This window comes from uncultured Dialister sp. (assembly GCF_937959425.1).
In the GTDB taxonomy this organism is placed as follows: Bacteria; Bacillota; Negativicutes; order Veillonellales; family Dialisteraceae; genus Dialister.
The window spans coordinates 1-14,717 of the sequence record NZ_CALGPS010000197.1 but is presented as its reverse complement, the minus strand read 5'-3'; the positions used below and the strand labels follow the sequence as shown (position 1 = coordinate 14,717).

Genomic DNA, 14,717 nt, shown 5'->3' with positions numbered 1-14,717 from the left:
GAGGGCTTTATGGAATACCATTCTATGAAAGAACTGTTTGCTGTGGCAGACGTGGAAAAATGCTCTCCCGGCATTATCGCCTGCCGCGTGGAAGCGGAGGAAAGCGGGAAGAGCTATGAGGAAATCTGGTCCCGCATGAAATATACCATCCCCATTTTTCGGGAATCCATCCAGAAGGGACTTTCTGACACTGCCAAATCGGCCAGCGGCCTGGTGGGTGGCGATGCTAACCGCCTTTTTACAGGCCACATGCGCTTTCTCTCTCCCGTATGCCAGAGGGCGGCTTCCTATGCCATTGCCACAGCCGAGGCCAATGCGAAAATGTACCGTATCGTAGCCTGCCCTACGGCCGGCTCCTGCGGCATTCTTCCGGCCGTTCTCTCCGCTGTGGTGGAAGAGACCAATGCTTCCATGTATGACATAACCTGCGCCCTTTTCACGGCCGGTGCCATCGGCCGGGTGATTGCGGAAAAGGCGTCCATTGCCGGCGCCGTGGGCGGCTGCCAGGCGGAATGCGGAGCAGCCTGCGGTATGGCAGCTGCGGCGGCAGTAGACCTTCTCAAAGGATCCACGAAGCAGATAGGTAATGCCTTTGCCCTGGCACTGAAGAATATTCTGGGCCTTGTGTGCGATCCCGTAGGGGGACTGGTGGAAGTTCCCTGTGTGAAGCGGAATGCCTTCCATGCGGTTCATGCCCTTCTGGCGGTTGAAATGGCTATGAACGGCATTGAAAGCGTCATCCCTCCCGACGAGGTGATTGAAGCCATGGGGGATGTGGGACGGCGTCTTCCCGTAGAACTTAAGGAAACAAGCCGGGCCGGCCTGGCAATGACGAAAACAGGCAGGAAGATCCACGATGAAATCTTGAAGAAATCGGCTATGGTGAAATAAAGACCCGGAGCACTGCATAAGTGCTTTTCGAGGCAGGAGAATCTATGCATCAGGACGGAGTACGTTTTTTAGAAAAAGAAATCACACAAATGAAGGTAGCGGTTATCGGTGATATGATGACTGACCGCTATATTACAGGCAGGGTGAACCGGATTTCACCGGAAGCACCGGTGCCGGTGAACCTGGTGGAATCCCAGCGGGAAGTGCCCGGCGGCGCAGCCAATACGGCTGCCAACCTGGCGGCCCTGGGATGTCCGGTTTTTGCCTGCGGCATGAAGGGCAATGATGCCGACGGGGCGGTCCTTTCTTCTCTTATGGAACAGGCGGGTATCGATATGTCCGGCATGATTTTAGCCGAAAATTACCATACCACTGCTAAAATAAGAATCCTTGGCGCCCGGCAGCAGATGATGCGTCTTGACTATGAGGAAAAAAAGAATCCCTCTTCCCATGACTGCCATTTCATCCTGTCATGGCTGGAACAACTTCTTCGTGAGGGACTCCGGTGCATCGTCCTTTCCGATTACGGCAAGGGCATGATTACAGGAGAACTTTCCGGGGCGGTCATTTCCCTGGCAAAAAGATATGGAGTGCCGGTACTGGTGGACCCCAAAGGTTCTGACTGGACCAAGTATGACGGTGCCTACGGCATTACCCCCAACCTGAATGAACTGTCGGACTGCGTGGGACGGGAAATCCCCAATGAGGATGAAGCGGTGGAAAAGGCAGGAAAGGAAGTCCGGGAAAAATACCATCTGACCCATCTTTTCGTCACCCGTTCCGAGAAGGGAATTACCTGCATCAGCGAAAACGGTTCGATTCATCGCGCCTCCGCAGCCCAGGATGTGTTTGACGTGTCCGGCGCCGGAGATACGGTGATGGCGGTTACCGCTGCCGCTACGGCTGACGGACTTCCTATGGACACCATTCTGGAGCTTTCCAACAAGGCGGCAGGCATTGCGGTTTCCAAAGTGGGCACTTACCAGGTAAAAAGGGAAGAACTTCTCTCCGCCTGGAGCAGGGGAGAGAATGTGCGTCTTTCCTACCGGCCCCTGACCTGGGAAGAAGCGGAAGAAAAAGTCCGCCTCTGGAAAGAGCGGGGAGAAAAGGTGGTTTTCACCAACGGCTGCTTTGACATCCTTCACCGGGGTCATGTAACCTACCTCCAGCAGGCGGCGTCTTTGGGAAATCACCTCATTGTAGGTCTCAACAGCGATGAATCTGTGAAGAAACTGAAGGGGTCAGGCCGCCCTGTGAATAAGGAAGAAGACAGAAGCTTCATGCTGGCGGCCCTCCGATGTGTGGACGAAGTGGTGGTTTTCGGGGAAGATACGCCGGAAAAGCTGCTGTCCCGCTTAAAGCCGGACATCCTTGTCAAAGGCGGCGATTACAGGGTGGAAGAGGTGGCAGGAAGGCAGTATGCGGGAGAAGTGAAAATCCTTTCCTTTGTAGACGGCTACTCCACCACCGGCCTCATTCATAAAATTCGCAGGGAATAAGCTATGGAAGACAGATATTACCATGTGGACCTCAAAAATAAAACCATCGTCCTCATTTACATGCTTTATTTCGGGGACATGGTTTCCATTTCCCCCTTCCTGGAGGTGCTCCGCCGGGAAGCTGAGGGATCTAAAATCCTGCTTGTCATGGATGCCCGTTTCCAGGAAGCGGTGAAATACAATCCCAATATTGATGAAATCATTCCCTTCGACCGTCATGGCAGGGAAAAGGGCATGGGGGCCACCTGGAAACTGGGAAAGAAAATCGGGGCTTTCAATCCCGATATTCTCCTCACCCTTCATGGCACCACCAGAAGCACTCTGCTGGCACTGGCCATGCATCCAAAACACTGGGGCGGCGAAGAGGGAACAAGGATAGACTCCTTCTTCATGGACTGGCCCATGACCATTGAAACCTACAATTCACATGCGGTGGACAAATACCTGAAAGTCTTGGAAAGACTGGGAGTCAAGGACCTGCACCACAGCGGCATGCGTACCTTTACTTCACCGGAATGGGAAAAGAAGGCTGATGACTTTTACCGTGCCCGGGGAATCAGTCCAAAAGACAGGCTGGTAGGCCTTTCGGTCGGAAGCTCTACGGCTGAAAAGAACTGGCCGGCGGAGAAATATGGAAAAACGGCGGATCATTTTGCAGAAAAAGGCATGATACCCGTATTCTTCGGTGTCCCGTCGGAACTGCCGCTCATTGAAAAGGCAGTGAGCGTCATGAAATCCAAACGGTATATCATCGCGGCAGGGAAGCTCTCCATGGGAGAATTCATGGCCGCTGCCGGACGATGCTCCCTGGCTTTTACCAATGACAGCGGACCCATGTATGTTTTCGACAGCCGGGGCGTTCCCACCATTGCCATGTTCGGCCCCAGCAATGCCAAATTCCACCATCCATTAGGCCCCTGCTCCAAGGCCATTTCCTCCTGGGACATGCCCATGGGGCCGGAACATGTGAATAAAACCATAGCCTCCGGTCAATATACCCCGATTTCCGAAATTCCCCTGGAAAAAGTGATTGAAACAGGGGAATGGGCACTTGCTGAATCGGAATCAGTAGAAAAGGAATAGAGCATCATAAAAATGCTTTCTCAGCATAGAGGAGGCATTTTTCTGTGATATAATTTATACATACATATTTTTCTATACGTTATTAATCAGGAGACTGTATGCATCTTCTTTCTGTGTTTCCTGCGCTGCAGGTTAAAAATTACCGTATATTCTGGATAACCCAGTGGATTGCGCTTATCGGTTTCTGGCTGCAGCTTACAGCCCAGCAGTGGCTGGTGTACACCATGACCGATTCCGCTCTTCTTCTGGGTCTGCTTTCTGCCTGCCAGTTTGCGCCCAGCCTTCTTTTCACCCTTTTCACAGGTCTTTGGATAGATAAACACAATAAGCGGAAAATCCTCATGGGAACCCAGCTCTTTTATCTCATCCAGGCTTCTCTTCTGGGACTTCTCCTTTGGACAGGCCATGAAACCTACCTGTGGATTCTTTTCTTTGCCTTCTTTGTGGGCACCATCGACAGCTTTGATATGCCTGCCCGCATGGCCTTCATGCCGGAGCTGGTGGGGAAGAAGGCCCTTCACAGTGCAATCAGCCTGAATTCCGCCAATTTCAATATTACCCGCATGGTAGGCCCTCTTCTAGCGGCATTCCTTTTGAAATATCTATCTTACAGCACCATCTTTTTCATGAATGCCCTGTCCCTTGTGCCTATTATCATTGCCTACAGCCGCATGGATGTGAATTCCGTTATAGAGGAAACGGAAAAGCGCCACCCTATCCTTGAAATACGGGAAGGGTTGAAACAGGCGAAGAACAACCCGGTCATTTACAAGAATCTCATCGCTGCGGCTATCGTAAGCGGCCTCATTTTAAATCTGGGCACCTACGGCCCTCTCTTTGCTGACCGGGTGCTTCATGAAGGCATCGACGGCTTCGGCTCCATCCTTTTTGCCGCCGGCGCCGGATCCATGGTGAGCGGCCTTCTGGCCGGAGCGTCGACAAGACATCTGTCCAACACCATGATATTCCGGGCGGCCGTTCTCTGTGGTGTTCTTCTCATGGCAGTGAGCTATGTCCATTACTTTATTCCTGCCCTCTTTCTTTTCGCCCTTCTTGGCTTTTTCATTATCGCCTTCATTGTGAACTGCAATACAGTGATCCAGATGGCGTCGCCCAAAGAATTTCTGGGCCGCATCATGGGCCTCTATACCTTTGTCTTCCTGGGAAGTGCACCCTTTGGTTCTCTGCTTGTCAGCTTCATTATCGAGCAGGTAGGCACCTCCCTGGGACTTCTTCTGGTAGGGGCCCTGGCCATCGGTCTCCTGGTCATTTTTGCCCGGCCTGCTGATGAAATGCATTCCCTTTCGTAAAAGGAAGAAACAGAAAAAGTGTATACACTTTTTCTTGAAATAGTTATAAAATTCTTCTTATGCAGGGGCCTTGCCTTTTAATATGGTTTCCGCTATACTACAGACATAGAATTTCAGAAAAGCAAGGGCGCTGATTATACATCAGCGCCTTTTGCTTTCAGCGAAGATGCTGCCACCGGGCGGCATCTTTTTGCATAGGCAATGACTTTCATTCATATATCAGACAGGACGGATGTCCTGCCATTACAGGAGGTGTTGATGATGCGAAAGCCGAAAATCGGGGTTATGCCGCTGTGGGACGAAGAAAAGGAAAGTATATGGATGCTCCCCGGATACATGGATTCCATTAAAGAAGCGGGTGGGATTCCCGTCATTCTCCCGCTCCATCTGAAGGAAGAAGAATTTGACGAAATCGCCAAAGACTTTGACGGATTCCTCTTTACCGGCGGACAGGATATATCGCCTGCCCTTTACGGAGAAGAGAAACGGCCCCTCTGCGGACCGGTATGCTCCATGAGAGATAAACTGGAAACCATGGTGTTCCGCTACTGCTGGGACCATGATGTACCGGCTCTTGGTATCTGCCGGGGCCTGGAGCTTATGAATGCTCTCCTGGGAGGCACTTTGTACCAGGACATTGCCTCCGAATGCCCCACCCTCCATGCACCGAACCATGTGATGGACTTCTCCTACGACTGGGTGGCCCATTTCAACAGTATCCTCAAAGGAAGTCCCCTCTATGAAAGGCTGGGCGTTTCCTTCCTGGGTGTCAATTCCCTCCATCATCAGGCAGTGAAGACCCTGGCCAAATCCTTAAAGCCCATGGCCGTATCGGAAGACGGCCTGGTGGAAGCAGCCTATGCACCGGAAAAGAAATTCCTGTGGGCCGTGCAGTGGCATCCGGAATACTCCTACACCTATGACGGCCTGGACATGGCCATCTTCGAAGCCTTCACCGAAGCCGCCGGCCGTGGTATGTCCACCCATGTATCTCCTTTCCTGCCGCCGGATTATACCACCACCGATACCTTCCGCCTGGGGTAGGAGGGGAAAAATATAAATGGTCAATGAATGGGGCGCCCTTTGAAAAAGGGGCGCTCTTTTCTGTGGGCTGGTGCCGGCTATCGGCTATCGGCCTTGGCGGGCGCCCCTTAAATAATGAAGGGCGCCAGTATAAATAAAATAAAACCTTACAACCGCCCTAGCGGGCGAGGGAAAACAGGCCAACCGCGCCTGCGGCGCGTGGAAAAGCGTTCCTCCTTGCCCGCTCCGCGGGACTTACCCATAGGGAAGCATGTCACTGGATTCTCAGTCGCCTTGGGCTCCTTACGAATCCAGTTCCTTTGCCACCCCGCAAGCTGTGGCAGAACAAAGCTCCGCTAGGCTGTAATCTCATAAGTAGCTCTAAGCAAAGCACGGGTTGTTGTCCCACCGCACAGCGGAGGGGAAGGTGGTGCCGTAAGGCACCAAAGGGGGGAAGGCCACCTGAGGTGGCCAATTCAGCAGAATGCTTAGCGGGACTTAAGCAGCAGGAGGAAAAATCCCGTAACGCCCTTGCCACCCCGCAAGCGGTGGGACAATAAGTGAGGGGGAGGGAACCCTCTGAACCCGGGCTGCCGGCGGCCCCTTGCAATCCCATTTCCTTTTCCATACAATAAGAGTACCTGTCTTTAAGGCAGACACTTTCTGATTTCGTTACGGAGGGCTTATGGATTCATCTTCACCGGCATGGAAGGCGCTGCATGAGGCTTTCCCCCGCACCATACCCATATTTGCAGGTTTCTGGTTTCTGGCTTTTGCCTATGGCTTTTATATGTATACCCTGGGATTTTCCTTTATCTATCCCACACTGATGGCTATGATTATCTTTGGCGGTTCGCTGGAATTTGTGACGGTGTCCATGCTGCTTTCTCCCTTTGCACCCTGGCAGGCGCTGGTAGTGGCGCTGACGGTGCAGGCGCGCCATCTTTTCTACGGGCTTTCCATGCTGGAGAAATATAAAGGTACCGGCTGGAAGAAGCCTTTCCTTATTTTCTGGATGTGTGATGAAACTTTTGCGCTGAATTATTCCTCCACTATTCCTTACGATGTGGACAGGGGGTGGTACTATTTCTGGGTGTCATTTCTCAATTATTTCTACTGGGTATCCGGTGCTCTGTTGGGAGGACTTCTGGGAACGGTGATTCAATTCAATACCAAGGGCCTTTCTTTTGTGATGACATCCATGTTCCTTGTGATTTTTCTGGAACAGTGGCTGAAGGAGGAAAAGCATTTTACCGCCCTCATAGGCCTTGGCATTTCTCTGGGAGCCTTGTACTTTTTCGGCGGGGACTCCTTTATCATTCCCGCCATGGCAGGTATGATGCTGGTGCTTACCATTTTTAGAAAACCTCTGGAGAAGGCAGGTGGATTTTTATGAGTTCCATGCCTTTGTGGCAGCAGGCAGCCACTATTCTTCTCTGTGCCCTGGGGACCATGGTTACCCGGTTTCTGCCATTTCTTATTTTCAAGCCGGGAAGCGGACTTCCTTCTTATGTGAAATACCTGGGGAAAGCGCTGCCTTCTGCGGTTTTTGCGCTGCTGGTGGTGTACTGTTTGAAGGATGTTTCCCTCTTTTCCGGCAGCCATGGTATTCCGGAGGCGCTTTCCATGGCGGTGACCACGGCGCTCCACCTGTGGAAAAGGCAGATGCTTCTTTCCATGGCCGGCGGTACCATCTGTTATATGATGCTGGTGCAGTATGTGTTTTAAAAAATTAAAATAATTTGATATGTCCGGCCCCTGAATATGATCTTTCTGCATTCAGGGGCTTTTATTTTAATTTTTTGATAAAAGTTTCTCTATTTTCCTGTCGTATATGGTAAAATGATATGGTGCAATCAAATTCATTAAAAGGAATGGAAAATCACAGGTTTCTGTGGATTCCTGCCGGAGTAGGAGGACAGGATGGCAAAGGATTATTCTTTTGATGTGGTGTGCCGCACTGATTTACAGGAGGCGCAGAATGCAGTAAACCAGGCTGCCCGGGAAATCGGTACCCGTTATGATTTCAAAGGAAGCAAAAGCTCTGTATCCCTGGAAGAGGGACATATCACACTGATTGGTGATGATGATTTCAAGCTGAGGCTGGTACGGGATATCCTGAACACAAAGCTGGTGAAGCGGGGGATTTCCCTTAAAAATATTAAAGACGGCAAGAAGGAGCCGGCTGCCGGCGGTACGGTACGCCAGGTGCTGGAGCTTCAGAACGGCATTTCTTCGGAAATGGCCAAGGATATTGTAAAAAGGGTGAAAGCGTCCAAAATCAAGGTGGCTGCTAAAATTAACGGTGATGAAGTGCGAATCAGCGGGAAAGACAAGGATGCGCTCCAGGAATGCATTGGCTTCCTGAAGCAGCAGGATCTTCCGGCGGATTTACAGTTTGTGAATTACAGATAGAAGAGATGAAGGGATTATGAAACCAGAGGAAATGATTGGCAAAGTGCTCCGTGAAGGACACACCACCGGCGCTACTGCGGCAGGGGCCATGAAGGCGGCAGTGCTTGCCATGAGAGGAGAATTTCCCAAAACGGTGACGGTCCTTTCCCCCCAGCGTCAGGAAATCGTGATTCCTGTGGAGTCGGCAGAAGGGGATGCGCATCAGGGAAGCGCTACCTGTCTGAAGGATGCAGGGGATGATCTGGACTGTACCAATGGAACTCCCATTGTAGTGACAGTGGAACTGAAAGAGGAGCCGGGCATGGAGCTTAAGGCAGGAAAGGGCGTGGGCATTGTGACCCGGCCGGGCCTGCAGGTGCCGGTGGGGAAACCGGCCATCAATCCGGGGCCCCAGATTATGCTTCGGTATGTGTATGAAGAGTTTTTCCATAAAGACCAGGGAATCGTCGTGACAGTTTCCATTCCCAAGGGGGAGGAGCTGGCAAAGCAGACATTGAATCCTTCCATCGGCGTAAAGGGCGGGATTTCCGTCCTTGGCACCACAGGTATTGTAAAGCCCATGAGTGAGGATGCCTACAAGCGGAGCCTGGCGCCTCAGGTGCCGGTGGTTTGGGCGTCCGGTTTCCGCACGGCAGTGCTGTGCCCGGGACGAATCGGAGAAAATGCGGCTAAGATTATGGGCATCCCGGAGGGAGCCATTATCGAAACAAGCAATTTCATCGGTTTCATGATGGAGCAGTGCATTGCCCGGGGCTTTGACAAGATGCTTATTATCGGCCATATGGGAAAACTGGTGAAAGTAGCTTCCGGCAGTTTCCATACCTATAACAGGAACAGTGACGGCCGTATGGAAACCATGGCAGCTTACGCTGCCATGAACGGCGCATCTCCTTCGGTGGTAAAGGAAATCATGGAATGCAATACTACTGACGGGGCGGCCATCATTATTCACAGGGAACACCTGGATATGGTCTATGGCCAGATGGCGGAAAGAGCACAAGTCCGTTCTGAGCGGTACATTTTCGGGAAATCGAAGGTGGGCGTCATCTTTGCCGCCATGGACGGTACCATTCAGGCCATGAGCAGTCATGCAAAGGAGATTTTGAAGGAAAACAAATGGATCATACATTAATCGTAGCAGGCATTGGTCCCGGCGGCCGCGAATATATCCTGCCGAAGGCCCTTTCTGCCATAGAAAATGCCCATTACCTGGTGGGCGGAAAAAGGGCGCTTCATGACTACGCCGGAGAGGGGCAGGAAACCTATCCGGTCACCGGAAAGCTTTCCCTTCTGGCAGAATGGCTGGAAGAGAAGCTCACCATCGGTGATGTGGTGGTCATGGTGAGCGGCGATCCCGGTTTCTACAGCCTCCTTCCATGGCTGAAGAAAAGGTTCCCCGAAAGTCCTCTGCAGGTGATTCCCGGGATTTCTTCCGTGCAGGCGGCGTTCTGCCTCATTAACGAACCCTGGCAGGGGACCAAGTGGCTTTCCTTCCATGGAAGGGTGCCGGAAGAAAGGGATACGGCCTATGAAAAAGGGAAGAAGCTGGCTTTTCTGACGGATTATGAACATAATCCTGCCTACATTGCCGGTTATCTTATAAAGCAGGGGTGGCCGAAGGAAACAAAAGCCGCAGCCTGTGAGCATATTTCCTATGAGAACCAGCATATTTCAGAGTCCTCTCTGGAAGATATGGTATCTCTCGAAGGTTTTGGTGAATCAGTGATGGTGGTGATAGGGTAAGATGCACAGATTTGGTATTCGTGATGAGGAGTTTATTCGGGGAAAGGTACCGATGACGAAAGCAGAGATTCGTGCCATGGTCATGGTGAAGGCAGGAATTCGCCCGGAGGATCGGGTGGCTGACATCGGTGCAGGTACGGGATCCATTTCCATTGAAGCAGCCCTGGCGGCTTCCAAGGGGGAAGTGTATTCCATCGAAAGAAATCCGGAAGGCATTCGGCTGATTGAGGAAAACGCCGAAAAATTCGGATTGAAAAACATTCACACCATTCAGGGCGTGGCTCCGGCGGCCATGGACAGCCTGCCGCCTCTTGATGTGGTGATTATCGGCGGCTCCAGCGGCAATATGCATGAAATCCTTGACAGGGCGGAAACGCTCCTGCCAAAGGGCGGGCGTATCATCCTGACCGCGGTCACTGCGGAAACCACAGGGGAAGTGGTGCGGGAATTTGAAGACCGTCCCTTTACCCTGGAAGGATTCCAGATGCAGATTAACAGGCTTAGGAAATTGGGAAGGTATCATTTATATGATCCCCTGAGCCCTGTATTTATCTTTACTGCAGAAAAAATTTGAGGAGGTTTTTATGGCAAAATTATATTTTATCGGTGCAGGCCCGGGAGACCCGGAACTGATTACCCTGAAAGGCAAGAGACTGATCAGCGAGGCTGATGTAATCATTTATGCCGGCTCCCTGGTGAACCCGGAAATTCTGAAGTACGGCAAAGAAGGGGCTGAAATCTACAACAGCGCCACCATGAATCTGGATGAAGTGCTGGAAGTGGAAATCGAAGCTCTGAAAGCCGGTAAAAGGGTAGCCCGCGTTCACACAGGGGACCCTGCCATTTATGGCGCTATCCAGGAGCAGATGGACGGCCTTCGTGCTGCCGGCATTCCGGACGAAGACTTTGAAGTGGTGCCGGGGGTAAGTTCCTTCCTGGCTACCGCTGCTGCCCTGAAGCAGGAATATACGCTGCCCGGTATTTCCCAGACAGTCATCATTACCCGTATGGAAGGAAGAACGCCGGTGCCGGAAAAGGAAAAGCTTTCTCTTCTGGCTGCCCATCAGGCTACCATGTGTATTTTCCTTTCCGTCCATGCCATTGAAAAGGTGATGGCAACCCTGAAAGAAGGGGGGTATCCGGGAGATACACCGGTGGCCATCGTGGCAAGGGCTACCTGGCCGGACCAGCGGATTTTCCGGGGCACCATCGATACCATTGCCGACATTCTCCATAAAGCGGGTGTCGTGCGCCAGGCTATGATCGTAGTGGGTAAAGTACTTGACACGGACTATGATCTGTCCAAGCTCTATGACAGCAAATTCACCACCATGTTCCGTAAAGGAACCGATGAAAAATGAAGTACGCAGTGATTTCAATCTCCAGGGAAGGAGCCGCTCTCGGCGCCCGGGTGAAAGCGGGGATTTCCGGAGAAGGAACGCTGTACGAAAGAAAGGGTTCGGAAAGCGGTGAGAAGGCGGAGTACTTCAACCGCACCCTGGCCCTGACGTCCGATATCTTCTCGAAGTATGACGGCCTCCTCTTTATCATGGCCTCCGGTATCGCTGTGAGGGCCGTAGCTCCCCATGTGGTGAGCAAAGCTTCTGATCCTGCGGTGCTGGTGATGGACGAATGCGGAAAGCATTGTATTTCCCTTCTGTCCGGTCATCTGGGCGGCGCCAATGCCTGGGCAAGGGAAGTGGCGGCAGCGGTGGGAGCGGATCCCGTCATTACCACTGCCACTGATGTCCATGAGAGACGGGCCCCCGACGATGTGGCCAGAGAGCTCATGATGCGGGTGGAACCCCTGGGCGCTTTAAAACCGGTGAACAGCCTCATTGCGGGAGGAAAAAAGGTATCCTGGTTCCTTGATATGGAAACAGAGGGAGCGGAATCCATAGGAAAACGTCTCTCTGAAAAGGGGATTTCCTTCCTGCCCCTGTCGGACCTTCCGCAGGAGGACTTCCAGGGCTGCGTCATGATTTCCAATGGAAAAGTGCACGTGGACAAGCCCTTTGTGAGACTGATACCTAAAAATCTTTATGTCGGCATAGGCTGCAAAAGGGGCACTCCGGAAGCACTGATAGAAGAGGCTTTCCAAAAGGCCCTTTCCGAGGCCCGGGCCTATGAATACCAGGTGGCATCCCTGGCCAGTGTGGATGCCAAGGCCGATGAAAAAGGCCTTCTGGACTTTGCCGGTCATCATCATCTTCCGATTCATTTTTACAAGGCAGAGGAACTTAGAAAAATGGCGGAGGAGTATGATTTACCTATATCAAAATTTGTAGAAAACACGATAGGAGTGGGAAACGTATGTCAATCAGCAGCGTTAATGGAATCAATGAAGGGAAAAACGCTTCTGCCGAAAACGAAGTTTGCAAGTGCCACGGCGGCCATTGCCCTGGGATTATCCGGGTCATCGGCATTGGACCGGGACATGAGGAAGAAATGACTCCCAAGGCAGTAAAGGCTTTGGAAGATTCCGATATTATTGTAGGCTACAACACCTACATCGCCCTGGTGAGAAACCTCATCGGCGATAAGGAAGTCGTAGGAAACGGCATGCGCCAGGAAGTGGACCGCTGCCAGAAGGCAGTAGACCTGGCTGTGGAAGGACACAGCGTAGCTGTCATTTCCTCCGGTGACCCCGGCGTTTACGGCATGGCTGGTCTGGTGCTTGAACTGGTTCAGAAGGTGCCTGCTGAAAAACGCCCGACCTGTGAAATCATCCCCGGCCTGACCGCTGCCAATACGGCAGCCGCCGCTCTGGGAGCACCGCTTATGCATGACTATGCGGTTATCAGCCTGTCCGACCTCATGACTCCCTGGGATCTCATTAAGAAGAGAGCCCGTCTGGCAGCAGAAGGGGACTTCGTCATTGCCATTTACAATCCAAAGAGCCGCGGCCGTGCCACCTATCTGGATCAGATCCGCGATATTGTGCTGAAATACCGCAAACCGGAAACCCCGGTAGGCATCGTCCGCAAGGCAGGCCGTCCCGGCATGACTGTCACCGTTTCCAACCTGGAAAACCTTCCGAAGGAAGATGTGGACATGCAGTCCACCGTCATCATCGGCAACAGCAACACCTATGTGGCTGACGGCATCATGATTACACCAAGGGGGTACAAGGTTTGATCTGGATTATTTCCGGTACCCAGGACGGCAGGGAAATCGGGGCGGAACTGGCTGACCGTGAAATGGCAAAGCCGGAAGAGAGCCGCCGGGACATCCTCATGACCGTAGTGAGCCAGTACGGCAAAGTACTGGCTGCCCATAAGGGTCTTGACATCAAAGTGGGCCGTTTCAAGAAAGAAGATATGGTGCGGGTAATCCGTGAAAAAGGAGTCACCCTCATTCTGGATGCCAGCCATCCCTATGCGGCCATTGTGTCTGAAACAGCCCTCTCCGCCTGCAGGGAAACGGGCATTGACTATGTACGTTACGAACGGGCGGAAATTCCCCTTCCCGATTATGACAAACTTTATCATGCCAAAGATGAGTTTGAAGCAGCAAAACTGGCAGGCAGCCTGGGAAAGAGTATCCTTCTCACCACCGGCTCCAAAACCCTTCCTGTCTTCGTCCATGAACCTGCCCTTCAGGACAAGACTATCTGGGCCAGAGTGCTTCCCGTGTCCAATGTGATTAAAATGTGTGAAGACCTGGGCATGAAGGCAAAGAATATTCTGGCCATCCAGGGGCCTTTCTCCTATGAAATGAACCTGGCCATGATTCATGACTATCACTGCGATGTCATGGTGACTAAGAACAGCGGCCTCATCGGCGGCAGCGATACAAAACTGAAAGCTGCCATGGACAGCGGCATTTCCGTCATCGTTATCGACAAACCAAAAGCAGATTTGAAAGGCGTTCCTGTGTTTGATACACCGGCAGGCGTCCTTGCATATATGGAGGAACATTATGGATTTCATCAAAAACCCGAGAGCCATTGAAGAAAAGAGCATGGATCTCATTGATCCATTTATCAGCGACATTGACCTTACACCGGAAGAAGTGACCGTTTACTCCCGCATGATTCATGCATCCGGCGACGTAGACTACGGCCACCTGATCCGTACAAGCGAAGGCGCCGTAGAAGCAGGTATCAAAGCCCTGGCCGGCGGCTGCAATATTTACTGTGACGTAAATATGGTAAAAGCAGGCATCAACAAAAGAGCCCTTTCCGCTCTTGGGGGAGAAGTGTTCTGCCGTGTGGCGGATCCGGAAATCGCAAAGATTGCCAAAGAAAAGAACATCGCCCGTTCCATGGCAGCCATGAACTCTTTCGGCAAAGACCTGAACGGTTCCATTATTGCCGTAGGCAATGCACCCACTGCTCTCTATGAAGCCATTCGCATGGTGGAAGAGGACGGCATTCGCCCGGCCCTCATCATCGGTATCCCCGTAGGCTTCGTAGGCGCTGCTGATTCCAAGGAACAGCTGGTAAGAAAGGCTCCCTGCCCCTACATCACCGTCAGAGGCACCAAAGGCGGCAGCTCCATTGTCGCTTCCTGCGTAAACGCTCTCATGTACAACCTGGTGAAGAGAGATAACATGCTCTACGTACAGGGGAAGAAATAAGATGAGTGGGCTGGTGAGGTAGTGTGACGAGTCAGGCGGGAAGTATAGCGCGTAACGTAAGGCTCCTTACGGTCAAGCGATTAAAAGGAAGGCCCTTTAATGGGCAGGCTAAGGGCCAATGTCGCTTGACTTGGCAATCCTATGCAGGATTGCCACCCGCAGGAAGGAGCTG

General features: G+C 52.1%; 16 protein-coding genes. All 16 read left to right on the top strand.

Annotation, left to right across the window (positions count from 1 at the left end):
• Positions 1-9: 9 nt before the first annotated feature.
• The 16 genes from sdaAA to Q0482_RS08180 all read left to right on the top strand — a co-directional run bounded on the left by sdaAA (position 10) and on the right by Q0482_RS08180 (position 14,545).
• Entirely contained in the window at positions 10-891 is an 882-nt protein-coding gene (gene sdaAA, locus Q0482_RS08255) for an L-serine ammonia-lyase, iron-sulfur-dependent, subunit alpha (protein ID WP_299145367.1), read from the top strand.
• Positions 892-935: 44 nt separating this feature from the next.
• The gene (gene rfaE2, locus Q0482_RS08250) at positions 936-2,390 is read left to right on the top strand and encodes a D-glycero-beta-D-manno-heptose 1-phosphate adenylyltransferase (protein WP_299145365.1); all 1,455 of its coding nucleotides are present in this window, start codon (positions 936-938) and stop codon (positions 2,388-2,390) included.
• A 3-nt stretch (positions 2,391-2,393) separates the two neighbouring features.
• Positions 2,394-3,473 (top strand): glycosyltransferase family 9 protein, encoded by a 1,080-nt coding sequence (locus Q0482_RS08245; protein ID WP_299145363.1) that lies wholly within the window; start codon positions 2,394-2,396, stop codon positions 3,471-3,473.
• Between the two features lie 98 nt (positions 3,474-3,571).
• A complete protein-coding gene (locus Q0482_RS08240; protein WP_299145361.1) occupies positions 3,572-4,783 on the top strand; it encodes an MFS transporter in 1,212 nt (403 codons plus the stop codon).
• Positions 4,784-5,041: 258 nt separating this feature from the next.
• A complete protein-coding gene (locus Q0482_RS08235; protein ID WP_299145359.1) occupies positions 5,042-5,827 on the top strand; it encodes a gamma-glutamyl-gamma-aminobutyrate hydrolase family protein in 786 nt (261 codons plus the stop codon).
• Positions 5,828-6,491: 664 nt separating this feature from the next.
• A complete protein-coding gene (locus Q0482_RS08230; RefSeq protein ID WP_299145357.1) occupies positions 6,492-7,202 on the top strand; it encodes an AzlC family ABC transporter permease in 711 nt (236 codons plus the stop codon).
• On the top strand, positions 7,199-7,534 hold the full coding sequence (locus Q0482_RS08225; RefSeq protein ID WP_299145355.1) for a branched-chain amino acid transporter permease: 336 nt from the start codon (positions 7,199-7,201) through the stop codon (positions 7,532-7,534). Before Q0482_RS08230 ends, Q0482_RS08225 begins: the two co-directional genes overlap by 4 nt.
• A 195-nt stretch (positions 7,535-7,729) precedes the next feature.
• Positions 7,730-8,221 carry a YajQ family cyclic di-GMP-binding protein gene (locus Q0482_RS08220; protein WP_299145353.1) on the top strand — a complete coding sequence of 164 codons (492 nt, stop codon included), beginning with the start codon at positions 7,730-7,732 and terminating at the stop codon, positions 8,219-8,221.
• 16 nt (positions 8,222-8,237) lie between these two features.
• Positions 8,238-9,353, top strand: coding sequence for a cobalt-precorrin-5B (C(1))-methyltransferase CbiD (cbiD, locus tag Q0482_RS08215; RefSeq protein WP_299145351.1), 1,116 nt, complete (start codon positions 8,238-8,240; stop codon positions 9,351-9,353).
• Positions 9,338-9,964, top strand: a complete 627-nt coding sequence (gene cbiE, locus Q0482_RS08210) for a precorrin-6y C5,15-methyltransferase (decarboxylating) subunit CbiE (protein ID WP_299145349.1) — start codon at positions 9,338-9,340, stop codon at positions 9,962-9,964. Before cbiD ends, cbiE begins: the two co-directional genes overlap by 16 nt.
• A gap of 1 nt (position 9,965) precedes the next feature.
• The gene (cbiT, locus tag Q0482_RS08205; protein ID WP_299145347.1) at positions 9,966-10,538 is read left to right on the top strand and encodes a precorrin-6Y C5,15-methyltransferase (decarboxylating) subunit CbiT; all 573 of its coding nucleotides are present in this window, start codon (positions 9,966-9,968) and stop codon (positions 10,536-10,538) included.
• Positions 10,539-10,548: 10 nt separating this feature from the next.
• Positions 10,549-11,325, top strand: coding sequence for a precorrin-4 C(11)-methyltransferase (gene cobM, locus Q0482_RS08200; RefSeq protein WP_299145345.1), 777 nt, complete (start codon positions 10,549-10,551; stop codon positions 11,323-11,325).
• Positions 11,322-12,416, top strand: a complete 1,095-nt coding sequence (locus Q0482_RS08195; protein ID WP_299145342.1) for a cobalamin biosynthesis protein — start codon at positions 11,322-11,324, stop codon at positions 12,414-12,416. The genes cobM and Q0482_RS08195 overlap by 4 nt, the downstream gene beginning before the upstream one ends.
• A complete protein-coding gene (gene cobJ, locus Q0482_RS08190; protein WP_299145340.1) occupies positions 12,413-13,102 on the top strand; it encodes a precorrin-3B C(17)-methyltransferase in 690 nt (229 codons plus the stop codon). The genes Q0482_RS08195 and cobJ overlap by 4 nt, the downstream gene beginning before the upstream one ends.
• Complete coding sequence (gene cobK, locus Q0482_RS08185) at positions 13,099-13,917, top strand: precorrin-6A reductase (protein ID WP_299145339.1); 819 nt, start codon at positions 13,099-13,101, stop codon at positions 13,915-13,917. The genes cobJ and cobK overlap by 4 nt, the downstream gene beginning before the upstream one ends.
• On the top strand, positions 13,886-14,545 hold the full coding sequence (locus Q0482_RS08180; RefSeq protein WP_291057780.1) for a precorrin-8X methylmutase: 660 nt from the start codon (positions 13,886-13,888) through the stop codon (positions 14,543-14,545). The genes cobK and Q0482_RS08180 overlap by 32 nt, the downstream gene beginning before the upstream one ends.
• Positions 14,546-14,717: the final 172 nt, after the last annotated feature.